Consider the following 23,720-nt stretch of genomic DNA (forward strand, 5'->3'; position numbering starts at 1 on the left):
CCCGGCCGCACTCGATTCAAGGAGACCCCCGGTGCATTTCGATGAACTGATCGGTCATCTCGGCCAGCACACGGTCGATGGCCTTTCCAAGGGCGCCATCTACGCCCTGATCGCCCTTGGCTACACACTCGTCTATGGCGTCCTTCGTCTGATCAACTTCGCACACTCCGAGGTCTTCATGGTCGGCACCTTCTCGGTGCTGATCCTGTGGAACCAGCTCGGGGTGAAAAATAACCCCCCCATCGGCCAGGCGATCCTGTTCCTGGTGCTCGGCCTCATCGTCGCGGCGGTCGCCTCGGGCGGTACGGCGCTGGCGCTCGAGCGGGTCGCGTACCGGCCGCTGCGGCGCAAGAACGCGCCGCCGCTGATCTTCCTGATCACCGCGATCGGTCTGTCGCTGGTCTTCGTGGAGCTCTTCGGGCAGGTGCTGCCCAAGCTGCTCGGCGGCGCGCTGCCGGATGTCTTCGGTCGGCCCCGGCAGATCGTCGGCATGCCGACGATCATCCAGCAGGAGACCCTGTTCACCATCGGCAACACCGCGATCACGAACATCCAGCTGATCGTCTTCGTGGCGGCGGTGGCGATGATGGCGGTGCTGGACTGGTTCATCAACCGCACCCGGTACGGCCGGGGCGTGCGGGCCGTGGCCCAGAACCCGGAGACCGCCGCGCTGATGGGCGTCAACCAGGAGCGCGTGATCATGCTGATCTTCGTGCTCGGTGGCATCATGGCCGGCGCCGCCGCGCTGTTGTGGAGCATGCGGTTCGGCTTCACCCAGAACAGCATCGGCTTCGTGCTCGGCCTGAAGGCGTTCACCGCCGCCGTGCTCGGTGGCATCGGCAACCTGCGCGGCGCGCTGCTGGGTGGTCTCTTCCTCGGCATCGTCGAGGTCTACGGCGCCACGCTCTTCGCCTCCAACTGGGAGGACGTCATCGCCTTCGTGGTGCTGATCGTGGTGCTGATGTTCCGGCCCACCGGCCTGTTGGGTGAGTCGCTCGGGAGGGCCCGCGCATGATGGACAAGATTCGCACCGCAGACCGCCGCCGGGTCGGCATGCTGACCTCCATCGGCGACCGTTGGCGGGCGCTGACGAAGTGGCAGCAGGCCCTCGGGCTCGCCGCCTTCGTGGCGATCCTCTACTACCTGCCACTGCTCGGCATTCCGGGCCTGACCTGGTTGCGTACCGACTCGATCGAGGGCGGTAACAACTGGGCGGGTGTGCTCTTCGTCTGTGCCATCTACGTGCTTGTGGCCATCGGCCTGAACGTGGTGGTCGGTCTCGCCGGCCTGCTCGACCTGGGCTACATCGGCTTCTTCGCCATCGGGGCGTACAGCGTGGCGCTGTTCGGTTCGGTGAACTCGCCGGTGGTGAAGTGGATCCAGCAGGAGTTCAACCTGCCGCCGACCTGGGCGGTGACCTGGGCGATCTGCCTGTTCATCGCGATCGTGCTGACGATGATCTCCGGGGTGCTGCTGGGCTGGCCGACGCTGCGGCTGCGCGGTGACTACCTCGCCATCGTGACGCTGGGCTTCGGCGAGATCATCCGCATCGTGGCCCGTAACGCCACCGGGCTCACCAACGGCCCGGTCGGTATCTCGGCCATCCCCGGTCCCGAGGGCGCGCCGTCGCCGGACAACAAGGTCTTCGGTCTGATCGACGCGAAGCCCTGGTACTGGTTGGCGATCACGTTCGTACTGATCATGGTGTTCCTGGTCCGTCGGCTGGAGCACAGCCGGGTCGGCCGGGCGTGGTTGGCCGTGCGGGAGGACGAGGACGCCGCCGCGGTGATGGGCGTGTACCCGTTCAAGTTCAAGCTCTGGGCGTTCGCCATCGGTGCGGCGCTCGGTGGCCTGTCGGGCTTCCTCTTCGGCAGCCGGAACGCGTTCATCGACCCGACCCAGTTCAACGCGAACCTGTCCATCCTGTTCGTGGCCATGGTGGTGGTCGGTGGTTCCGGCAACATGATCGGCGTCTCGCTCGGCGCGGTGCTGCTGGCGTACCTGCCGGAGCGGTTCCGCGACTTCGCCGACTACCGGTGGTTGGTCTTCGGTCTGGCCATGGTGTTGGTGATGATCCTGCGTCCGCAGGGCCTGGTCCCGAGCCGGCGGCGTGCCCGCGAGTTGAAGGACCGCGCGGCAGAGGCAGAGGAGGCGCCCGCTCATGTCTGACCAGTCCACCAGCACCACCACGCCGAAGATCCCGACGCAGGCGGGGCCCCGGACGGTCCTGCTCGAAGTCGACGACGTCACGCTTCGCTTCGGCGGTGTGGTCGCCCTCGACAAGATCAATTTCCAGATCTACGAGGGCGAGATCCTCGGCCTCATCGGGCCGAACGGCGCCGGCAAGACCACCAGCTTCAACGTGATGACCGGGGTCTACAAGCCGACCTCCGGCGCGGTCCGGTTCCGCGGCCAGAAGGTGACCGGCCGCAAGCCGCACCAGATCAGCCAGCTGGGCATCTCCCGGACGTTCCAGAACATCCGGCTCTTCCCGGAGATGACGGCGCTGGAGAACGTCATGGTCGGGACCGACTCCCGGCACAAGACGAGCGTGCCCGGGGCGCTGTTCCGGCTCTACCGGGTGCGGCCCAAGCCAGAGGAGCTGCCGCAGGTCACCGCCGCGTCCGGGATCGTCCGGACCTGGCAGCAGGTGCGCCTGTCGGCCGCCAAGATCTTCGGCCTGTCCCGGCACATCCTGGAGGAGCGGGCGGCCGAGAACAAGGCGCTCGAGCTGCTCCGCTTCGTCGGGATCGCCGACCGGGCCAACGACGAGGCGCGCAACCTGCCGTACGGCTACCAGCGTCGGTTGGAGATCGCCCGCGCGTTGGCCACCGAGCCGAAGCTGATCTGCCTGGACGAGCCGGCCGCCGGCTTCAACCCGGCGGAGAAGGAGGAGCTCCTCACCCTGATCCGCAAGATCCGTGACATGGGCCTGACCGTCCTGCTCATCGAGCACGACATGCGGCTGGTCATGGGGGTCACCGACCGGATCGTGGTGCTGGAGTTCGGCCGCAAGATCGCCGAGGGTGCGCCCGCGGAGGTCAGCCGCGATCCGAAGGTGATCGCCGCGTACCTGGGGGAGCCCGCCGATGACGCTGCTTGAGCTGGAGAACGTCGCCGTCGCGTACGGCCGGATCGAGGCGCTGCACGGGATCAGCCTCACCGTCAACGAGGGTGAGGTGGTGGCCCTGATCGGCGCGAACGGCGCCGGTAAGACCACCACCATGCGGGCCATCTCCGGGACCCGGTCCCTGGCCGAGGGAAAGATCACGTTCAACGGCGAGGACATCAGCAAGCTCCGGGCCGACCTGCGGGTGGTCCGGGGGCTGTGTCAGTCGCCCGAGGGACGGCAGATCTTCCCGGGTATGACGGTCATGGAGAACCTGGACATGGGGGCGTACACCCGGCGGGACTCCGCCGGCATCGCCTCCGACCTGGAGCGGGTGCTGACCCTCTTCCCGCGGTTGGCCGAGCGGCGTAAGCAGGCCGGTGGCACCCTTTCCGGCGGCGAGCAGCAGATGCTCGCGGTCGGTCGGGCGCTGATGAGCCGACCGAAGCTGCTGCTGCTCGACGAGCCGTCGATGGGGCTGGCCCCGTTGGTGATCCGGCAGATCTTCGACATCATCACCGAGATCAACCAGCAGGGCACCACGATCCTGCTGGTGGAGCAGAACGCCCAGCAGGCGCTGTCGCGGGCACACCGCGGCTACGTGCTGGAGACCGGTCAGATCGTGAAGGAGGGGTCCGGTCAGGACCTGCTGCACGATCCGTCGGTCAAGGAGGCGTACCTCGGCGTGGCCTGAGCCACCCGCGTCGGCGGCCGGTCATCCCCTCGCGGGGGTGGCCGGCCGCCGCCGTTCGGCTCGGCGTCGCGGCACCCCGTGCCGAGGGCCAGGGATGTCGGTACGACGGACTAGAGTCGCTGCCGTGACAGCTACGACACCGCGCCTGCTTCTCGTCGACGGACATTCCATGGCATACCGGGCTTTCTTCGCCCTGCCCGTGGAAAACTTCTCCACCACGACGGGTCAGCCGACCAACGCGGTGTACGGCTTCACCTCGATGCTGATCAACGTGCTGCGCGACGAGCAGCCCACCCACATCGTCGTGGCCTTCGACGTCTCCCGCCGTTCCTTCCGCACCGACAAGTACGCGGAGTACAAGGCCGGCCGCAGCGAGACCCCGACCGACTTCAAGGGCCAGGTCAGCCTCGTCAAGGAGGTCCTGGCCGCGCTGCAGATCCCGGTGGTGGAGAAAGAGGGCTTCGAGGCCGACGACGTGATCGCCACGCTCGCCTGCCAGGCCCGCGACCAGGGCATGTCGGTGCTGATCAGCAGCGGTGACCGCGATGCGTTCCAGCTGGTCGACGACCAGATCACCGTCCTCTACCCGCGCAAGGGCGTCTCCGACCTGGCCCGGATGGACCCGGCGGCGATCGAGGCGAAGTACGGCGTTCCGCCCCAGCAGTACCGGGACCTCGCCGCGCTGGTCGGCGAGACCAGTGACAACCTGCCCGGCATCCCGGGCGTCGGCCCGAAGACCGCCGCCAAGTGGATCACCACGTACGGCGGGGTGGAGGGCGTGATCGCCCGCGCCGACGAGATCAAGGGCAAGGCCGGCGACAGCCTGCGGGAGCGGCTCGCCGACGTGATCCGCAACTACGAGATCAACTGCCTCGTCTCCGACCTGGAGCTGCCGCTGCGCCCGGAGGACACCCGCTGGACGGGTTGGGACCGGGAGGCCGTCCACCAGGTCTTCGACACCCTGGAGTTCCGCATCCTGCGCGACCGCCTCTACCAGTACCTGGAGTCGGTCGAGCCGGAGGCCGAGTCCGGCTTCGACCTCACCGGCGAGGTGCTCACAGAGCCCGGCGCACTGGCCGGCTGGCTGACCACACACGTCCCCACCGGCACCCAGGTCGGGTTGGCGGTCAAACTCGACACCGGCCCCAACCGCCGGCACACCGCCTCGATCACCGGTCTCGCGCTGGCCACCGCCGGCGGTGCGGCGGCCTGGGTCGACCCGGCGCAGCTCGACCCGACCGACGAGGCCGCCCTGGGCAGTTGGTTGGCCGACGAGCAGCGCCCCAAGGTGCTGCACGACAGCAAGCCGGCCGTGCTGGCCTGCGCCGCGCACGGCTGGCAACTCGCCGGCATCGTCCGCGACACCCAGATCGCCGCGTACCTGGCCCGCCCCGACCAGCGGTCCTACGACCTGACCGACCTGGCGCTGCGCTACCTGCACCGGGAGCTGCGGGTGGACGTCCCGGAGTCCGGCCAGCTCACCCTCGACGGCCTCGGCGACGAGGGGGTGGTGGAGCAGAACCTGATGCTCCAGGCCCGGGCCACCCTCGACCTGGCCGACGCGATCGACGCCGAGCTGTCCCGCGACGGCGAGCAGTCCGCCCGGCTGATGGCCGGCGTGGAGCTGCCGTTGATGCGGGTGCTGGCCACCATGGAGAGCACCGGCATCGCCGCCGACACCCACTACCTGTCCGAGCTGGAGGCCCACTTCGCCGCCGAGGTGAAGGCCGCCGCGCAGGGCGCGTACGAGGCGGTCGGCCGGGAGTTCAACCTCGGCTCGCCCAAGCAGCTGCAGGAGATCCTCTTCACCGAGCTGGGCCTGCCGAAGACCAAGAAGATCAAGACGGGTTACACCACCGACGCCGACGCCCTGCAGTGGCTCTACGTGCAGCAGCCGCACCCGGTGCTGGCCCACCTGCTACGTCACCGGGACGTGGCCAAGCTCAAGTCGACAGTCGACGGGCTGCTCAAGTCGGTCTCCGACGACGGCCGGATCCACACCACCTTCAACCAGACAGTGGCGGCCACCGGTCGGCTCTCCTCCACCGAGCCCAACCTGCAGAACATCCCGATCCGCACCGAGGAGGGCCGCCGGATCCGGCGGGCCTTCGTGGTGGGGGAGGGCTACGAGAGTCTGCTCACCGCCGACTACAGCCAGATCGAGATGCGCATCATGGCGCACCTCAGTTCGGACGACGCGCTGATCGACGCGTTCAACTCCGGCGCCGACTTCCACGCCGCCACCGCCTCGTCGGTCTTCGGGGTGCCGCTCGACGAGGTCACCCCCGACCAGCGCCGCAAGATCAAGGCCATGAACTACGGCCTGGCGTACGGGCTCAGCGCCTTCGGTCTGTCCCAGCAGCTCAACATCAGCACCGAAGAGGCGCGCGGGCTGATGGAGAACTACTTCGCCGGCTTCGGCGGGGTGCGCGACTACCTCCAGCAGGTGGTCGCCCGGGCCCGGCAGGACGGCTACACCTCGACCATCCTGGGTCGGCGCCGCTACCTGCCCGACCTGGTCAGCGACAACCGGCAGCGCCGCGACATCGCCGAGCGGATGGCGCTCAACGCGCCCATCCAGGGCTCCGCCGCCGACATCATCAAGGTGGCGATGCTGCACGTCGACACCGCGCTCCGCGACGCCGGGCTGCGCTCACGGATGCTGCTGCAGGTGCACGACGAGCTGGTCTTCGAGGTCGCCCCGGGTGAGCGGGAGGCGTTGGAGGCCCTGGTCCGGCAGGAGATGGGCGGGGCCTACCCGCTGTCGGTGCCGCTGGAGGTATCGGTCGGTCTGGGCCGCGACTGGAACAGCGCTGATCACTGATCTGTGGTTGCGGTGTGGGGGTTCCGGGCGGCCCGACCCACTCCGGGCGGTCAGGCTTGATCCCTGCGTGGGTCGGGCCGCCCGGAACCCCTGACCGGGTCGTCCGGGTCGCGGGCGTTGGTGTTGTCGATCAGGCCCCGCCGGGCGCGCACCGTTCCAAGATTCGCGCAACTTCGGGGAACTTGCTGGGTCCTGGCGTTGTGAGGGGCCAACTTCACCGACGTTGCGCGGATCTTGCGGGGTGACCGGCTACTTCAGGGGGTCGTGGCCCCAGTTCATGAGGGACCAGCGCCACTTGGTGTCGCGGACGTCGCCGGAGGGGCGCTGCGCCATGTGCCGGCGTACGTAGCCGACCACCTTGCGCATGTGCTTGTAGTCGCCCTCGGACAGGTCACCCCGTTTGCGACGGAGCAAGTTGATGATCTTCCGGCCGGACTCGTGTCCGACGGACTCGCCACCACCAGCGTGGCCGCCCTTGTGCCAGCCGACCTGCTTGGCCTCGTCGGTCTCCAGCCACGTGGACAGCTCACCGGGCTTCATGTTCACCGCTTCGGTGAACTCCCGGTAGGTGTCCCGGCCGTCGTCACTTCTGCTCATGACGCAGCGCCTCGGGGCGGTGGGCCACGTCGCGGCCCGTGCCGTCACTGCGGACCCGGTACTGCGGGTCGTCAGGGGCCGCGTTCACGGCGCGCCCGCGGATCCGCGTCCGCTCGGTGATCGTCCCCCGCACCACGCCGTACGCGCGGCTGCCGTGGGCCGACCAGGAGACATGGTCGCCCTCGTGGAATCTCTGTTCGGCCATGGTCGTCGGCTACCCGAGGCGGCCGGGGCGAAACGACTACGGGGTGATCTCGGCGACCGGCAGCGTGATGCCGAACGGCTCGGTCAGTTCGATCACGTCGGCGCCGTCGGCGACCAGCTCGTACTGTCGCTCACCGCCCGGCCCCACCCGGTCGCCGATCCGGTACGCGTACACGTGCACCGGGTCCTGCTCGATCCGCCAGTAGAAGGGGATGCCGGCGGCGGCGTACTCACCCGGTTTCGCGAACCGGTCGACGCGTCGTGTGCCGGACGAAACGATCTCCACGGCGAGCAGGACGTCCTCCGGTCGTAGCCAGGACCGGTCGGACGGCACGTCGGCGCGGCACAACAGGACATCCGGGCGTCGGCTGCTGTCGTAGCTGAGCTCGACCGCGACGGCCTGGGTGACTCGGAATTCCGCGGGTGCGTGGCAGCGCAGCCACGTCCAGAGCAGGCCGGCGATGTCCTGGTGGCCCAGGGTGGGGAAGGGCATCACCTGGAGTGCTCCGTCGACGAGTTCGACGCGCGGCGAGTCGTCGTCCGGCAGGTTCTGCAGGTCGACGACCTGATAGTCGGCGCGCTGTTGTCGTGCCGGGTCCGTACGCCAGCGGTCCGGTGGTGTCGGGTTCGGCCATGCGCTCACCGGCGGACCGTAGCGCCCGCGGCGTGCGGGTCCGTCGCACTCCGCGTGCGGCGCTCACCCGGTGGGCTTCTCGGTGACGAAGATGGCGGTACCGGGGAAGAGCCTGCCCCGCAGCGGGCTCCACTGCCCCCACACCCCCTCATGTCCCTCCGGCCACTCCGGCTCCACCAGGTCCAACAGTCGGAACCCGGCGCCGACCAACTCGCGGATCCGGTCGCCGAGGGTGCGGTGCTGCTCGACGTAGGTGGCCACGCCGGCCTCGTCCTGCTCCACATAGGGGGAGCGGTCGAAGTACGAGTGCACGGCCGTCAGGCCGCCCTCGCCGGGGTCGTCGAGGAAGATCCACCGCATCGGGTGGGTCACCGAGAACACCCACCGGCCGCCCGGGCGCAGCACCCGGTGCACCTCGGCGAGCAGCGCCGCCGAGTCGTCCACGAACGGGATCGCGCCGAACGCCGTGCAGGCGACGTCGAACGACCGGTCGGCGAACGGCAGGGCGAGCGCGTCGGCCTGCACCAGCGGTACGCGTACCCCGGTGCGGTCGGCGGCCTCGGCGGCGTGCCGCAACATGCCGGCGGACAGGTCGAAGGCGACCGGCCGGGCGCCCTGGGTGGCGAGCCAGCGGGCGGCGGCCGCGGCGCCGGCGCCCACCTCCAGCACCCGCCGCCCCGACACGTCGCCGAGCAGCCGGGCGTCGGCCTCGCGCAGGCCCTCGGGGCACCACACGAAGTCCACGTCGCCGAGGAACGCGCCGTGTTCGGCCTGGTAGTCGTCGGCGTCGGTGTCCCACCAGCCGCGGTTGGCCCGCCGGGCCTCGGCGTCACCCACCCGGCGCCGGGTAACCCGGCTGTCGTCATCCACGCGCTCACGCTAGGCCCCACCCACCCCATTGGGTACGACGGCGCGGCCACGATCTGCGGGACTCGGCCGGCGGGACGTGAGGGTCTGCTGTGACGCAGGAGACAGCAGGGGTGTTTTCCGGGCGATTGTTCGGCTTTCGCAGGTCATCGCACGAAGAGAACCCGGGAGGGCTTGCACGCTGTGGTAATGCGCACGGTAGGCTAGACGATGCGCTCGCGGATCGCGTTGCCTCGGCAGGGAGCAGGTGCGCGGTCGACGGAGCCACATCATGATCTCACTAGGCGATCGTTCGGTGTGCCCGGCGACGGATCCGCTGGCGCGAACAGGTCACTGCGACACACCAGCCTGCTGTGACAACCCACCGACCGGAGCAACCGCCCACATGACGAGCAGCATCGAGGCCCCCTCGAGCGCCACCCGGGTCACCCACGACGATCTCGGTTCCGAGGAGGCTTTCCTCGCCGCGATCGACGAGACCATCAAGTACTTCAACGACGGCGACATTGTCGAAGGCACCGTCGTCAAGGTCGATCGGGACGAGGTCCTGCTCGACATCGGCTACAAGACCGAGGGTGTCATCCCCTCTCGGGAGTTGTCGATCAAGCACGACGTGGACCCCGCCGAGGTTGTGACGGTTGGCGACCACATCGAGGCCCTGGTCCTCCAGAAGGAGGACAAGGAGGGTCGTCTGATCCTCTCCAAGAAGCGGGCACAGTACGAGCGGGCCTGGGGCACGATCGAGAAGATCAAGGACGAGGACGGCGTCGTCCGCGGTTCGGTCATCGAGGTGGTCAAGGGCGGCCTCATCCTCGACATCGGGCTGCGGGGCTTCCTGCCCGCGTCCCTGGTCGAGATGCGTCGTGTGCGCGACCTGCAGCCGTACGTCGGGCGGGAGCTCGAGGCCAAGATCATCGAGCTGGACAAGAACCGCAACAACGTGGTTCTGTCCCGCCGGGCCTGGCTCGAGCAGACGCAGTCCGAGGTGCGCACCGAGTTCCTCAACAAGCTGCAGAAGGGCCAGGTCCGCAAGGGCGTCGTGTCCTCGATCGTCAACTTCGGCGCCTTCGTGGACCTGGGCGGCGTCGACGGTCTGGTGCACGTCTCCGAGCTCTCCTGGAAGCACATCGACCACCCGTCCGAGGTCGTCGAGGTGGGCCAGGAGGTCGAGGTCGAGGTCCTGGACGTCGACCTGGACCGCGAGCGGGTCTCGCTGTCGCTGAAGGCGACCCAGGAAGACCCGTGGCGGCAGTTCGCCCGCACCCACGCGATCCAGCAGATCGTGCCGGGTAAGGTCACCAAGCTGGTGCCGTTCGGTGCGTTCGTCCGCGTGGACGACGGCATCGAGGGCCTGGTCCACATCTCCGAGCTGGCCGAGCGCCACGTGGAGATCCCGGAGCAGGTCGTCCAGGTCGGCTCCGAGGTCATGGTCAAGGTCATCGACATCGACCTCGAGCGCCGCCGGATCTCGCTGTCGCTCAAGCAGGCCAACGAGGGCTTCGTCGAGGGCGAGGAGCACTTCGACCCGACCCTCTACGGCATGGCCGCGACGTACGACACCGAGGGCAACTACATCTACCCGGAGGGCTTCGACCCGGAGACGGGCGAGTGGCTCGAGGGGTACGACAAGCAGCGCGAGACCTGGGAGAACCAGTACGCCGAGGCTCGTCTGCGCTGGGAGGCCCACACCAAGCAGGTGCAGACCTCTCGGGCCGCCGACGCCGAGGCTGCCGCCAACCCGACTCCGGCCGTCCCGGCCGCTGCCGGCGGCGGTGGCGGTGGCACCACCTCTTCGTCCAGCCCGGCCCCGAGCCGGCAGGCCGAGGAGCCGGCCGGCACCCTGGCCACCGACGAGGCGCTCGCCGCACTGCGGGAGAAGCTCGCCGGCGGTAAGTGACCCGCTGAACGACGACGGGCCCCGTCCCCGCGATCTCCGGATCGCTGGGGGCGGGGCCTCCGCCGTTCCCACCCACCCCGCGCCCGCCCGTGCCCGTGCCCGCGCCCGCGCCCGCGCCCGCGAGATCGTGCTCGATCCAGGATGTAGTGGTATGCGGCGTCCGCGAGGCCCCTACATCATGGATCGAGCGCGATCTTGGCGGTCCGCACCAGCCGCCGGGCGGACCGCGCCCGGGGCGGTCCGCCCGGGGCACACCCACCCCGCCGCCAACTCGCCCGGTCGGAGCCCGGGGTGGGATGGGTTGGGAGGTCGCCGGGCCGTGGGTGGGTTTGGCGGCGGGCTTGTTGATCCGGTTGACTGTTCGGGTGCTGAGGGTGGGGTTGACCGGCGGAATCGGGTCGGGCAAGAGCGCGGTGGCCGCGCGGCTCGTTGAGCGGGGCGCGGTGCTCATCGACGCCGACCGGGTGGCCCGGGAGGTGGTGGCGCCGGGTACGGACGGGCTGGCCGAGATCGTCGCCGCCTTCTCCGACGCGGTGCTGGACGTCGACGGCGCACTCGACCGTGCCGCGCTGGGAGCGGTGGTGTTCGCCGACGAGACCGCCCGGCGTCGGCTGGAGGCGATCACCCACCCCCGGGTCCGGGCCCGCACCGCGGAGCTGGCCGCCGCGGCGGCACCCGACGCGATCGTCGTCAACGACGTACCGCTGCTGGTCGAGGTGGGTCTCGCGCCGACGTACCACCTGGTGGTCGTGGTGCAGACGGCCGTGTCGACCCGACTGGAGCGGCTGGCGCGCGACCGGGGGATGGATCGCGCGGAGGCCGAGCGGCGGATCGCCGCCCAGGCCGACGACGCCCGCCGCCGGGCGGCGGCGGACGTGGTGCTGACCAACGACGGGAGTCTGACGGCGCTGCACGACGCCGTCGACGTGCTCTGGAAGCGGCGGCTGGTGCCCTACGAGGACAACCTGCGCCAGCGGCGGGTGGTCCCGCCGGACGCGGCCGAGATGGCCGAGGCCGACGCGAGTTGGCCCGAGCAGTACGCGCGGCTGGCCGCCCGGATCCAGCATGCGCTCGGCTCGGACGCCCTACGGATCGATCACATCGGTTCGACGGCGGTGCCCGGCCTGGCCGCCCAGAATGTCATCGACGTGCAGGTGGCGGTCTCCAGCCTCGCCGACGCCGACGGGCCGTTGGCCGATCGGCTGGCGGGCGCCGGGTTCCCGCGGGTGCCGGGGCAGTGGTGGGACGACCCGCGCCCGGCCGGCAGAGGCCGGTGGGAGAAGCGGCTGCACGGCAGCGCGGACCCGGCCCGCCCGGTTCGTCTGCACGTGCGGATGGCGGACTCGCCGGGTTGGCGGTACGCGCTGCTGATGCGCGACCACCTGCGTGCCGACCCGGATCAGCGGGCCGCGTACCTGCTGCTCAAGCGCGACCTCGTCGACGCGGCACCGGAGGCCGGCGATTCCGGCACGGCCCGCAACCCGTGGTTCGACGAGGAGTACCTGCGGGCCGAGCAGTGGGCCGCGCAGACCGGCTGGCGGCCCTGAGGGCATCCGTCAGCGGGCGCCGGGCCGAGGGGCCGAGGACCGAGGGGCTGATGAAGGTCGAGGGGCGGCGGGCCGAGGGTTCGCAGCCAGTCGGGGCACGACGGCGGGGTGGAGGTCCAATTGCGCCCACGTGCCGGCGTCGGTCTGCAACTCGAGCCGGCGCAGCGACCCGTCCCGGTCGATCCAGTAGCGCAGCCGCGCGCCGGTCGGACCCGACTCGATGACGTCCACGGTCCGTCCGGCGGTGACGTCCTCGCGTACCCGCACGGCCGCGCCGCGGTGCCCGACCGACCCGGCGGTCACCGCGGCGTCGACCAGCACGCTCAGGTCGTCCCGGCCGGGCCGGGAGACCCGCCAGGCCCCGCCCGGAGGCGGCAGCGGCGGCCGGGCCGGGACCTCCGCCGTGCCGCCGCCGGCCTCGACCGCCGGCAGGTCCGCCCGGGCCAGACCGGCGGCGTCGCGTCGCAGCAGGGTCCGACGATCGGGTACGCCCAGGTCGGCGACCGCGAGGTACGCGGTACGCGCGGTCCAGCTCAACCAGCCGGCGCCCCGCAGGTTCGTGTCCGTGCCCGTCGGTGCGGTCAGCGTCACGGTGGCACCACCCTGGGCGCGGAGCCGGGCCGGCAGCCGGTCGAGCCGACGTTGCTCGGCGTCGGTCAGCGCGCGGGGCAGGCCGGGTCGGCCGCCGAGCGCGTCCACCGGCCGTAGCGTCGGCCGGTCCGCCCGGTTGAAGATCATCGTGACCGGGCCGGCGCCGGGCAGCCGGGTCACCAGCTTGTGCAGCCGGGCGTCCTGGTCGAGCCAGTACCGGGTCGGCCCGTCCGGGGCGGGCGTCGGGGCGCCGGGGGCGCCGGTCGCCGTGCCGGCGGCGGCCGGTGCGCCGGTGGGCTGTGGTGCCTGGATGACGTCCAGTGGGCCGGCCGGCACGGTCTCCCGGGCGATCCAACGCCCCTCGCCGGGCGGTGCCGTCCGGGTGGTGGGGTCCGGGCGGTCGGCGGCGAGGTCGAGGAGCAGGTCGAGCACCGGTGCCAGGTGCGCCCCGGGTGCCAGTCGGTGCAGCCGCCACCGGTCCGCCGGGGGCATCAGTGGTGGTGCGGCGGGAGTGGGTACCGCCGCCGGGTCGGGCCGGATCACCAGCACCGGTCCGCTCTTCTGCAACAGCCCGCGTTCGGCACCCGCGCCCGGCCCGCCCACGTCGAGGTAGAGCAGCGACCGAGACCAGTCCACCCAGCCCACCAGTTCGATACGGGTCGCGCCGGTGCCCGCCGTGACCCGTACGCCGGCGCGCAGGTCCCGCAGGTTGGTGACCCGCACGGCGGCCAGTCGCTCGCTCTCCGCCACGGTCAGCGGCCGGGCCGGCTCGGGCGGGTCGGGCGCCCAGCTCAACAGCCCGAGCACCAGGGCCGTCGCGGACGTCACCGCCGTCAGACCGAGCAACAGCAGCACCGTACGCCGACGCCGGCCCGCCGAGGTCGGGCCGGCGGTGTCGGCGGCTCCGGCGGTGTCCTCGGCTCCGGTGGCGTCGGCGGTGTCCGGGGTGTCGTCGTGGCGGGTGGTGTCGCGGTTCTCCGCGAGGCTCCGCGCGGCGGCGGCCCGCTGCGTGTCGGTGGTCTTGCGGCCGGCGGTGGCCCGGCGCGCGCCGCCGGCGGACCGGCCGGCTGTGGACCTGCTCCCGGTGTCGTTGGTTCGGCTGGTCGTGGACCTGCCTCCGGAGTCGTTGGTCCGGCGGGCCTTGGACGTGTTCTTGGTGTCGTTGCTGCGGCCGGCCGCCGAGGCACCGCCGGCCGAGCCGGTGCGGTGCCGCCCGCTGCCGCTGGTCGGCCCGCTGGCACCGCTGGTCGGGCCGCTGCCGGTGCTCGGGTCGTCCGGCCGGGGTGTGGCGGTGCGGGCGGTGTCGGGCGCCGGGGTCGGAGAGGTGTCCACGGAGGTGAAACGGGCGGGGAGGCACCGGGGTGACGAGCAGGGGCGCTCGCGGCGGCCGGTCTGCGCCTCGAGCGCGACCACACGGGTGCGCACGCCGGACGAGCCGGGTGCTGCGACCGCAGTGCCGGGGGTGACCGGCCTGATGTTGGCCTGGCCACCGGCCCGGTCGGCCGCCGCGAGCGGCCTACATGAAGAGGGTAGTCCCGGTGACATGGGCCACACAATGGGAATATTGAAGCTGATCACGTACCTGGCGTGACGGCCGTTCCTGTCGGACCTCCGGCGTACCGTTGATGGCATGGCGCTCGACATTCCCCGGCTGGACAGCCGCTTCCAGGTCGTCAGTGACTTCCAGCCGGCCGGCGACCAACCGGCGGCCATTGACGATCTTGAGCGCCGGGTTCGGCGTGGCGACCGCAACACCGTGCTGCTGGGCGCGACCGGCACCGGCAAGAGCGCCACCACGGCGTGGCTGATCGAGCGGCTGCAACGCCCCACCCTGGTGCTCGCCCCGAACAAGACGCTCTGTGCGCAGTTGGCCAAGGAGTTCAGCGAGCTGCTGCCGCACAACGCGGTCGAATACTTCGTCTCGTACTACGACTACTACCAGCCCGAGGCCTACATCCCGCAGACCGACACCTACATCGAGAAGGATTCCTCGATCAACGAGGAGGTGGAGCGGCTGCGGCATTCGGCGACGATGTCGCTGCTCACCCGCCGCGACGTGATCGTGGTGGCGACCGTCTCGGCGATCTACGGTCTGGGCACCCCGGAGGAGTACCTCAACCGGGCGGTGAAGGTGCAGGTCGGGCACGAGCTCGACCGCGACCAGTTGCTGCGCCGGCTGGTCGACATCCAGTACACCCGCAACGACATGGCGTTCCAGCGGGGCACCTTCCGGGTCCGTGGTGACACCCTGGAGATCATCCCGGCGTACGAGGAGCTGGCGATCCGCATCGAGCTGTTCGGTGACGAGGTGGAGAAGCTCTACTACCTCAACCCGTTGACCGGCGACGTGGTCCGCGAGGTCGACCAGCTGGTGATCTTCCCGGCCACGCACTACGCCGCTGGTCCGGAGCGGATGGAGCGGGCGATCCGCGACATCGAGGTGGAGCTGGCCGAGCGCCTCGCCGAGCTGGAGCGGCAGGGCAAGCTGCTGGAGGCGCAGCGGCTGCGGATGCGCACCACCTACGACATCGAGATGATGCGGCAGGTGGGCTTCTGCTCCGGCATCGAGAACTACTCGATGCACATGGACGGGCGGCTGCCCGGCAGCCCGCCGCACGCCCTGCTCGACTACTTCCCCGACGACTTCCTCACCGTGGTCGACGAGTCGCACGTGACCATCCCGCAGATCGGCGGCATGTACGAGGGTGACGCGTCGCGCAAGCGGATGCTCATCGACCACGGCTTCCGGCTGCCCAGCGCGGCCGACAACCGGCCGCTGCGCTTCGACGAGTTCCTGGAGCGGGTCGGCCAGATGGTCTTCCTCTCCGCGACCCCCGGCACCTGGGAGATGGAGCAGGCCCAGGGCGAGTTCGTCGAGCAGGTGATTCGACCCACCGGTCTGGTCGACCCGGAGGTCGTGATCAAGCCGACCAAGGGCCAGATCGACGACCTGATGCACGAGATCAAGCTGCGCACCGACCGGGACGAGCGGGTGCTGGTCACCACGCTGACCAAGAAGATGGCCGAGGACCTGTCCGACTACCTCCTGGAGAACGGCATCCGGGTGCGCTACCTGCACTCGGAGGTCGACACGTTGCGCCGGGTGGAGTTGCTGCGCGAGCTGCGCAAGGGCGACTACGACGTGCTCGTCGGCATCAACCTGCTCCGCGAGGGTCTGGACCTGCCCGAGGTGTCGCTGGTGGCGATTCTCGACGCCGACAAGGAGGGCTTCCTGCGGAGCGGCCGGTCGCTGATCCAGACCATCGGGCGGGCCGCCCGTAACGTCTCCGGTCAGGTGCACATGTACGCCGACAAGATCACCCCGTCGATGGCGGCGGCGATCGACGAGACCGATCGGCGTCGGGCCAAGCAGATCGCGCACAACGAGGCGCACGGCATCAGCCCGGAGCCGCTGCGCAAGAAGATCCACGACATCCTGGACGACATCTACCGCGAGGCGGAGGACACCGAGAACTCCCGGGTCGGGGGCGCGGTGCGTCAGCTTTCCCGGGGCAAGGCGCCGGTCAAGGAGACCCGCAGCCGGAGCCGGTCCGCCGCCGCCACCACCTCGCGGGAGGGGATGGCCCGCGCCGACCTCGCCCAGCTCATCCAGGAGCTCAACGACCAGATGTTGGCCGCGGCACGCGAGCTGCAGTTCGAGCTGGCGGCCCGGATCCGCGACGAGGTCTCCGACCTGAAGAAGGAACTGCGCGGCATGGACGCCGCCGGCGTGAAGTGACGGCCACCCGGTCGGCCACGCCCAGCGCTCCGCTCGGGCCCGGCCGACCGGGGCACGCGAAGGGCGGGCACCGTTGACGGAGGTGGCGCCGATCGGCGAGATGGTCCTCGGGCTGCCCGACGCCAGCCTGCGTCCGTTCGTCGACCGGTACGTGGGCTACCGGGAACGGGCGGACGTGCCACTGGTCCGCCGGGAGTCGGCTGGCGTCTTCGTGGTGCTGATCCTGGGTTGGGGCGCTCCGCTGGACGTGACCGACCCGCGCAGCGCCGAGCGCGGTGTCACCGCTGTCGACTCGTTCGTGGCCGGCACCTTCGACAGTTGGTGCACCACGCGCACGGTGGGTGTGGGGGAGGGCATCGAGTTGCTGCTCGCCCCGCTGACCGCCCGCCGTCTCCTCGGCCTGCCGTTGAGCGAGCTGACCAATCGGGCCGTCGACGTCGGGCAGTTCCCGGGCCGTTGGCTCGATCGGCTGCGCGGCCGGCTCGCCGAGGCCCCCGGCTGGGCGGAGCGGTTCGCCCTGCTCGACAGGGTGCTCACCGCCCGGCTGGCGGCGTCCCCGCCGGTGGATCCGCGGCTCGACTGGGCGTGGCGGTGGCTCCTCGCCAGCGCGGGGCGGGGAAGCGTCGGGGTGCTCGCCGACGAGTTGGGCTGGAGCCGGCGGCACCTCGCGTCCCGGTTCCGGCAGGACGTCGGGCTGCCGCCCAAGATGGCCGCCCGGTTGCTGCGTTTCCAGCGGGCCCACGCGGCGTCGACCCAGGTCGACGCGACCGGGCGGGCCGTCGACTGGGCCGCGGTGGCGGCGGGCTGCGGCTACTACGACCAGTCCCACCTGATTCGGGACTTCCACCAGTTCGCGGGGACGACGCCGGCCGCGCTGCTCACCGCCCGGTGACGACGGCCGGCTGACCGTGGCCGCGCCGGCGACCCGCAATCGTGTTCTGCTACCCCGGGGCAGCGGAGGTCACATTCGTCCAATCCGGATCGGCACCGCCGGCCGCAGAATCGGGTCATGCGAACCATCTATCCGATCTTCCGTTATCCCGATCCCCGCGCCGCGATCGACTGGCTCGGCGCCGCCTTCGGTTTCCGGGTGCATGCCGTGCACGAGGCGCCGGACGGCACGGTGGCGCACGCCGAACTGGTCCTCGACACCGGCATGATCATGCTGGGTGGCCGGGCCGACGCCCCGTCTCGGCCGGCCGCCGACGACTGGTCGGTCTACGTGGCCGTGCCGGACGTCGACGCGCATTGCGCCCGGGCCCGCGCGGCCGGCGCCGAGATCACCCGCGAGCCGTTCGACACCGACTACGGCTCCCGTGACTACGCCGCCCGCGATCTGGCCGGCAACGTCTGGTCCTTCGGCACCTACCGACCCTGAGCCCGGCCGCACCGACCGGGACCTACGGCCCGTCGAGATCGGACCTCGCCGGCAGGAACCGCTGCTGACCTGCGGAAACGGTACGTGCGGGCCGGCCCGGCCGGTCGACGGGACCGAATGCCCTGATTGCGGTGCGCGAGCGAGCTATTGCACTGGGTGATCGTCCTGCGTAGTCTCCCTCGGTGGGGAGGCCGGGATGCCGCTGCCAACAAGTCCTGTCATTCGACGTGCACGTCTCGGCGCAGAGCTGCGCCAACTCCGTCGGCGCGAGTCGCTGACCCTGGAGCAGGTCTGCGACAGGTTGGGCTGGGCCTCGACGTCGAAGCTGTCCCGCATCGAGCTGGGCCAGAGTCGCCCGGACCTCGCCGACGTGCTCGACCTGCTGGACGTCTACAAGGTGCCCACGCCCGCCCGGGAGGCGCTGATCGTCATCGCCCGGGACGCGGCGACCAGTCGAGGCTGGTGGAAGACGCTGGGCGAGATGAGCGAACGGCAGCGCACCTACGCCGAGTTGGAGGCGGGTGCCGCCGACATCGTCGAGTACCAGCCGTCGGTGGTGCCGGGGCTGCTCCAGACGCCCGCGTACGCCCGGGTGCTGGTCACGGCCGGCGTCCAGCTCACGCCCGAGGTCGATGTGGAGGCCGAGGTGCGCGCCCGGGCGCTGCGGCAGGAGGTGCTGCGGCGGGCCTATCCGCCGCGCTACACGGCGGTGCTCGCCGAGGCGGTCTGCGACCAGGGTGACCTGCCGGTGGCGGTCTGGCGTGAACAGTTGCGGCATCTGGTCGCCGTGACCGGGTTGTCCCACGTCACGGTGCGGCTGTTGCCACGGGGGGCGGCCGGTGGCGGGCTGCACCCGCTCACACCGTATTCCTGTTATGCCTTTCCCGACCCGGCGGACCCGCGGACGGTGATGCTCGAGGCGTTGACCACCGACGTCCGGTTGACCACCGTGCTCGACGTCGACCGTTACGAGCGGATGACCGCTGCGCTGCTGGCCGCGGCGCTGTCACCGGAGGAGACGGTCACCGTGCTGGCCCGCCGCGTCGGCGAGTAACGGTTGCGGGTGTCGACGGTGCGGCGCCGCGCGGCCACCGGGCCCGGCGCCCCCGAGTCCGTCGGGACCGGCGGCCGGCGCGTGCGCACGGCACGATAACCGCGGGGTACGACAGCTCGGCTCAGGCCGGTACGTCGAGGAAGTGTTCCACCACTGGCGGTCCGGCGAAGTGGGGCCCGATCAGCGCCCGCCACTTGTCGAACCGTTCGGTGGCCCGGAAGTTCTTCTCGTGCGCCTCGACCGAGTCCCATTCGACGAGCAGCACGAAGCGGGTCGGTGACTCGATTCCTCGGGTCATCCGCACGGACCGGCAGCCGGTCGCCCCGGCGAGCACCGGGTGACCCTCGGCGTACGCGGCGGCGAACGCGTCCTCGTGTCCGGGTAGTACATCGATCAGCGCGACCTCAAGCACCATGTCGGACAGCCTCCCACGATGGTCGGGGCGGTCGGTGTCGCGGGGGTCTGTTCCGGCGTCGGCGCCGCCCCTAGGGTGGCTCAATGATCATCGACTGGCTCACCGGCACCGCGTTTCGGGTGGCCGGTACGGGTACCACCTGGGCGGAGCTGCTGGGGTTCGCGACAGGTGTGCTCAACGTGTGGCTGGTGGCCCGGCAGAAGATCGCCAACTGGCCGATCGGGATCGCCAACGTGCTGCTGCTCATGCTGCTGTTCTGGACCGCCGGGCTGTACGCCGACGCGGGGCTCCAGGTCGTGTACGTCGCGCTCGGCTGCTACGGCTGGTGGCACTGGCTCTTCGGTGGCGAGCGGCGCAGCCGGCTCACGGTGAGCCGGACGGGGCGACGGGAGTGGCTGGCGCTGACTGCCGCCGGGGTGCTGCTCACCGGCGCGCTCTGGGTGCTGCTGGACCGGGCCACCGACTCGACCGTGCCGCTGCCGGACGCGTTGACCACGGCGCTGTCCCTGCTGGCCACGTACGGGCAGACCCGCAAGCGGGTGGAGAGTTGGTGGCTCTGGATCGCCGCCGACCTGATCTACATCCCGTTGTACGCGTACAAGGGGCTGCACCTGACCGCAGGCCTCTATCTGGTCTTCCTCGCCCTGTGCGTACTCGGCTTGCGGGCCTGGCGGGCCGACAGGCGTCGGGCCGACCGGCCGAGCGCGGTTCCGCCCGGCCCGGCCCCGGTCACCGCGTGACCGCCGAGACGTCCGGACCCGCACCGGCACCACGCGTGCCGGCGCGCTCGGCCGGTGCGGAGTTCGGGCACGGGATGGTGGTGGGCAAGTTCTATCCACCGCACGCTGGGCACCACGCGCTGATCGGGGCCGCCGCCGCCCGCTGCGCCGAGGTGACAGTCGTCGTGGCGCCCTCACGTCGGGAGTCCATTCCACTCGCGCTGCGCCTCGACTGGTTGCGGGAGTCGCACGCGGACACGCCGTGGGTCCGTTTCGTCGGCAGGTACGACGACCACCCGGTGGACTACGCGGATCCGGCCGTCTGGGACGCGCACTGCGCGGTGTTCCGCGAGGCGGTCGGGTCGGTGCCGGTGGACGCGGTCTTCTCCTCCGAGGCGTACGGCGCCGAGTTGGCGCGCCGCTTCGACGCCGTACCCGTGTCGGTGGATCCGGATCGGCGGACGGTGCCGGTGTCCGGGACGGCGGTGCGCGCGGACCCGGCGGGCCACTGGCGGTGGCTGAGTCCGCCGGTGCGGGCGTGGTTCGTCCGGCGGGTGGTGGTGGTCGGGGCCGAGTCGACCGGGACCACGACGATGGCGGCGGCGCTCGCCGGGCACTACGGCACGTCCTGGGTGCCGGAGTACGGCCGGGAGCTGACCGCTCGCAAGCTGGCCCGGTTGCGCGAGCGAACGCCGGAGGCGACCGTCTTCGACGTCACCTGGGACCGGGACGACTTCCGCGCCGTGGTCCGCGAGCAGCAGGCGGCCGAGGACGCGGCGGCCCGGACGAGCGGGCCGCTGCTGGTCTGCGACACCGACGCGCGGGCGACGGCGGTGTGGGAGGAGCGCTACCTGGGCAGCGCGTCGGAGGAGGTGCGGGCGGCGGCCCGCCGGCCGGCGTTGTACCTGCTGACGGATCACCGGGGGGTGCCGTTCACCGATGACGGGCTGCGCGACGGTGAGCACCTGCGGGCCTGGATGACCGAGCGGTTCCGCAGCGAGCTGGCGGGGTGCGGGGTGCCGGTGGTGGAGCTGACCGGGTCGCACGCCGAGCGGTTGGCCCGGGCGGTGCGAGCCTGCGACGACCTGCTCGCGGCCGGCTGGTCGCTCGCCGACCCGATCGCCGCACCCGACCTGCACTAGCCTCCTAGGAAGCCCTAGGCGGTGTGCGAGGCCGCGCGGGGTGGTCAGCGCCACCGGGTGCCCGGGGTGTGATCACGGGGCGTGGTGGGCAACAATGGTCACCGAGGAGGGGAGTATTCCCCCGCAACGGAGTCGTCAGCACGGTCGATCGCCGGAACCACGGCGGCCCGACCCGGCCCCGTAGGTCGCCGCCCCTTTGCGGGGCGACGGCGGAAGAGACCTCCGACAGTCACCAGAGTGAGCGACAGCGGCACGCCGGCTCCCGCAGGGGCGTACGGTGTGCCCGACGCCGCGTGTCTGCCGGAGGAATGAACGTTGGACGTGTCCGGATTGGTGTGGGCGGGGACGCTGGTCGCACTGACTGCGGTCCTGCTCGTCGACCTGTTGATCATTGGTCGGCGCCCGCACGAGCCCAGTGTGCGGGAGTCGAGCCTCTGGGTCGCCTTCTACGTCGGTCTCGCCCTGCTCTTCGGCGCGGGTGTCTGGCTGACCTCCGGGGCCAGCGCGGCCGGGCAGTTCTACACCGGCTGGCTCACCGAGTACAGCCTCTCGGTGGACAACCTCTTCGTCTTCGTGATCATTATGGCCCGCTTCGGGGTGCCTCGGCAGTACCAGCAGAAGGTGCTGCTCGTCGGCATAGTGCTGGCGCTGGTGATGCGCGGCGGGTTCATCGCCGCTGGTGCGGCCCTGATCACGCAGTTCTCCTGGGTCTTCTACATCTTCGGCGCGTTCCTGATCTACACCGCGGTGAACCTGGCCCGGCAGGGTGAGCCGGACGAGGACGAGTTCTCCGAGAACGTGCTGATCCGGTGGAGCCGCAAGGCGCTGCCCATCTCGAAGGACTACGACGGCGCGAAGCTCACCACCCACGTGGCCGGCAGGCGGCTGTTCACCCCGATGCTGATCGTGATGATCGCGATCGGCACCACCGACCTGATCTTCGCACTGGACTCGATCCCGGCGATCTTCGGCATCACCCAGGAGCCGTACCTGGTCTTCACCGCGAACGTCTTCGCGCTGATGGGCCTCCGTCAGCTCTACTTCCTGCTCGGTGGCCTGCTCGACCGGCTGATCTACCTGAGCTACGGCCTGGCCGTCGTGCTCGGCTTCATCGGGGTCAAGCTGGTGCTGGAGGCGCTGGCCGACAACAACCTGCCGTTCATCAACGGTGGCGAGCACGTCGGCTGGGCGCCGCACATCCCGATCTGGTTGTCGCTGCTGGTCATCATCGGCACCCTGGGCATCGCCACCGCCGCCAGCCTGATCAAGTCCTCCCGGGACCGGCGTCGCGAGTTGGCCGACGCCCGACGCTGACCGGTCACCGGCCGGGTGCGGACACGCGCCCGGCCGGCAAAGGGCGGCTTCCGGAATACGCCCTAGACCCGGTGGGCGCCCACAAGCGTGGCGGTCCGGTCGGCCGGTAGCGGCTCCTCGATGACCCGCCGTCGCCGGTAGCAGGCGTGCAGCATCCGGCGCTGGCCGCCCTCGCCGGGTGGGGCGGTGACGATGCCGATGTGGTGGATCTTGCGGCCGGGTCGGGCGAAGAAGTAGAGATCGCCGGGGCGTTCCGCGCCCAACGGCAGTGGGGTGGTGGCCACGGCCTGGTCGTCGGCGTCGCGGGGCAGCAGCACCCCGAACCGCCGCCAGGCCAGGTGCACCAGCCCCGAGCAGTCGATGCCGTGCGCGGAGAGACCGCCCCAGATGTAGACCACGTCCAGCAGTCGCTGTGCCACCGCGAGCGCCTGCTCGGCGGTCGGCGACGTGGCCGGCGCCGGGACCAGGTGCCCATCGGGCAGCCAGAGCGGCGTGTCCCGGCCGGGGACGTGCACCGGCCGCCAGTCGTCGTACGCGGGGCCGGCCGGGACAAGGCGGGTGCCGACGACGACTCCGGGCAGCACCAGCGGCCCGTTCGGGGCGGCGTGCAGCCCGGTGACCGTGGCGTCCACCACCAGCGGGTGTTCGGTGCTGGTGTGGGCCGGGTCCGGAACGGCCAGTTGCCCGGCGGGGAGCCAGCCGGGGTAGCCGCGAGGATCCAGCTTGGCGGCTGGTTGTTCGACGGCGACGACGCGGGCCCAACCGTCCGGGCGCAGCTCGCTGACGAGGACCCGTTCGCCGAGCAGAAGTTGGCTCAGCACGCAGTCGCCGACCTGCTGGTCGGTGTCCAGTCCGGAGACCCAGGTGGGGATGTCGACACCGGCGGTCAGCGCCGGGCAGTCGACCGGGCGGACCGCCTCGGGGGAGGTCCACAGCGTCGCCACGGCGACCCGGACGACGGCCTCGCGGCCCGGTTGCAGCTCCACGTCAACCCC

General features: G+C 71.1%; 20 protein-coding genes and 1 pseudogene. 14 read left to right on the plus strand and 7 right to left on the minus strand.

Going from position 1 to position 23,720, the window contains the following annotated elements:
• The first annotated feature begins 31 nt into the window (after positions 1-31).
• From ACFYL6_RS14375 to polA, 5 genes are all read left to right on the plus strand, one after another.
• Positions 32-1,015: a branched-chain amino acid ABC transporter permease gene (locus tag ACFYL6_RS14375; protein WP_387171249.1), complete on the plus strand. Its 984-nt coding sequence runs from the start codon at positions 32-34 to the stop codon at positions 1,013-1,015.
• Complete coding sequence (locus ACFYL6_RS14380) at positions 1,012-2,169, plus strand: branched-chain amino acid ABC transporter permease (RefSeq protein WP_387171251.1); 1,158 nt, start codon at positions 1,012-1,014, stop codon at positions 2,167-2,169. Before ACFYL6_RS14375 ends, ACFYL6_RS14380 begins: the two co-directional genes overlap by 4 nt.
• A complete protein-coding gene (locus ACFYL6_RS14385; protein WP_387171253.1) occupies positions 2,162-3,103 on the plus strand; it encodes an ABC transporter ATP-binding protein in 942 nt (313 codons plus the stop codon). The genes ACFYL6_RS14380 and ACFYL6_RS14385 overlap by 8 nt, the downstream gene beginning before the upstream one ends.
• Positions 3,090-3,803, plus strand: coding sequence for an ABC transporter ATP-binding protein (locus ACFYL6_RS14390; RefSeq protein WP_196924460.1), 714 nt, complete (start codon positions 3,090-3,092; stop codon positions 3,801-3,803). Before ACFYL6_RS14385 ends, ACFYL6_RS14390 begins: the two co-directional genes overlap by 14 nt.
• Before the next feature lie 124 nt (positions 3,804-3,927).
• Positions 3,928-6,627 (plus strand): DNA polymerase I, encoded by a 2,700-nt coding sequence (polA, locus tag ACFYL6_RS14395; RefSeq protein WP_387171255.1) that lies wholly within the window; start codon positions 3,928-3,930, stop codon positions 6,625-6,627.
• A gap of 252 nt (positions 6,628-6,879) precedes the next feature.
• On the opposite strand, the pseudogene ACFYL6_RS14400 reads toward polA, so the two are convergent.
• The 4 genes and pseudogenes from ACFYL6_RS14400 to ACFYL6_RS14415 form a co-directional block, all read right to left on the minus strand.
• Positions 6,880-7,224, minus strand: a pseudogene (locus ACFYL6_RS14400) (DUF3140 domain-containing protein); the annotation flags it as partial.
• On the minus strand, positions 7,211-7,429 hold the full coding sequence (locus tag ACFYL6_RS14405) for a DUF2945 domain-containing protein (RefSeq protein ID WP_387171257.1): 219 nt from the start codon (positions 7,427-7,429) through the stop codon (positions 7,211-7,213). The pseudogene ACFYL6_RS14400 and the gene ACFYL6_RS14405, both read right to left, overlap by 14 nt.
• Before the next feature lie 36 nt (positions 7,430-7,465).
• Entirely contained in the window at positions 7,466-8,071 is a 606-nt protein-coding gene (locus ACFYL6_RS14410) for a Uma2 family endonuclease (protein ID WP_387171258.1), read from the minus strand.
• A gap of 54 nt (positions 8,072-8,125) precedes the next feature.
• Positions 8,126-8,932 carry a class I SAM-dependent methyltransferase gene (locus ACFYL6_RS14415; RefSeq protein ID WP_387171260.1) on the minus strand — a complete coding sequence of 269 codons (807 nt, stop codon included), beginning with the start codon at positions 8,930-8,932 and terminating at the stop codon, positions 8,126-8,128.
• A 382-nt stretch (positions 8,933-9,314) separates the two neighbouring features.
• On the opposite strand from ACFYL6_RS14415, the gene rpsA reads away from it, so the two are divergent.
• The gene (gene rpsA / locus ACFYL6_RS14420; protein WP_091407939.1) at positions 9,315-10,826 is read left to right on the plus strand and encodes a 30S ribosomal protein S1; all 1,512 of its coding nucleotides are present in this window, start codon (positions 9,315-9,317) and stop codon (positions 10,824-10,826) included.
• A gap of 365 nt (positions 10,827-11,191) precedes the next feature.
• Positions 11,192-12,373, plus strand: a complete 1,182-nt coding sequence (gene coaE / locus ACFYL6_RS14425; protein WP_387171261.1) for a dephospho-CoA kinase — start codon at positions 11,192-11,194, stop codon at positions 12,371-12,373.
• 9 nt (positions 12,374-12,382) lie between these two features.
• On the opposite strand, the gene ACFYL6_RS14430 is transcribed toward coaE, so the two are convergent.
• A complete protein-coding gene (locus tag ACFYL6_RS14430; RefSeq protein ID WP_387171263.1) occupies positions 12,383-14,296 on the minus strand; it encodes a hypothetical protein in 1,914 nt (637 codons plus the stop codon).
• 298 nt (positions 14,297-14,594) lie between these two features.
• Between ACFYL6_RS14430 and uvrB the strand changes: the two genes are divergently transcribed.
• From uvrB to ACFYL6_RS14450, 4 genes are all read left to right on the plus strand, one after another.
• Positions 14,595-16,703, plus strand: a complete 2,109-nt coding sequence (gene uvrB, locus ACFYL6_RS14435) for an excinuclease ABC subunit UvrB (RefSeq protein ID WP_387171265.1) — start codon at positions 14,595-14,597, stop codon at positions 16,701-16,703.
• An 82-nt stretch (positions 16,704-16,785) separates the two neighbouring features.
• Positions 16,786-17,595: a helix-turn-helix domain-containing protein gene (locus ACFYL6_RS14440; RefSeq protein ID WP_387171764.1), complete on the plus strand. Its 810-nt coding sequence runs from the start codon at positions 16,786-16,788 to the stop codon at positions 17,593-17,595.
• A gap of 117 nt (positions 17,596-17,712) precedes the next feature.
• Complete coding sequence (locus ACFYL6_RS14445; RefSeq protein WP_387171267.1) at positions 17,713-18,081, plus strand: VOC family protein; 369 nt, start codon at positions 17,713-17,715, stop codon at positions 18,079-18,081.
• A gap of 196 nt (positions 18,082-18,277) precedes the next feature.
• On the plus strand, positions 18,278-19,135 hold the full coding sequence (locus ACFYL6_RS14450; protein ID WP_387171269.1) for a helix-turn-helix domain-containing protein: 858 nt from the start codon (positions 18,278-18,280) through the stop codon (positions 19,133-19,135).
• Positions 19,136-19,256: 121 nt separating this feature from the next.
• On the opposite strand, the gene ACFYL6_RS14455 is transcribed toward ACFYL6_RS14450, so the two are convergent.
• Positions 19,257-19,550 (minus strand): antibiotic biosynthesis monooxygenase, encoded by a 294-nt coding sequence (locus ACFYL6_RS14455; RefSeq protein WP_210785904.1) that lies wholly within the window; start codon positions 19,548-19,550, stop codon positions 19,257-19,259.
• Between the two features lie 83 nt (positions 19,551-19,633).
• On the opposite strand from ACFYL6_RS14455, the gene pnuC reads away from it, so the two are divergent.
• From pnuC to ACFYL6_RS14470, 3 genes are all read left to right on the plus strand, one after another.
• The gene (gene pnuC / locus ACFYL6_RS14460) at positions 19,634-20,290 is read left to right on the plus strand and encodes a nicotinamide riboside transporter PnuC (RefSeq protein ID WP_387171271.1); all 657 of its coding nucleotides are present in this window, start codon (positions 19,634-19,636) and stop codon (positions 20,288-20,290) included.
• Positions 20,287-21,411 (plus strand): AAA family ATPase, encoded by a 1,125-nt coding sequence (locus ACFYL6_RS14465; protein ID WP_387171273.1) that lies wholly within the window; start codon positions 20,287-20,289, stop codon positions 21,409-21,411. Before pnuC ends, ACFYL6_RS14465 begins: the two co-directional genes overlap by 4 nt.
• A gap of 315 nt (positions 21,412-21,726) precedes the next feature.
• A complete protein-coding gene (locus ACFYL6_RS14470) occupies positions 21,727-22,725 on the plus strand; it encodes a TerC family protein (RefSeq protein WP_387171275.1) in 999 nt (332 codons plus the stop codon).
• 62 nt (positions 22,726-22,787) lie between these two features.
• Here ACFYL6_RS14470 and ACFYL6_RS14475 read toward each other — a convergent pair whose 3' ends face one another.
• Complete coding sequence (locus tag ACFYL6_RS14475; protein WP_387171277.1) at positions 22,788-23,711, minus strand: NlpC/P60 family protein; 924 nt, start codon at positions 23,709-23,711, stop codon at positions 22,788-22,790.
• Positions 23,712-23,720: the final 9 nt, after the last annotated feature.

Origin of the sequence: Micromonospora sp. NPDC007208 (assembly GCF_042869175.1) — a bacterium.
In the GTDB taxonomy this organism is placed as follows: domain Bacteria; phylum Actinomycetota; class Actinomycetes; order Mycobacteriales; family Micromonosporaceae; genus Micromonospora; species Micromonospora foliorum.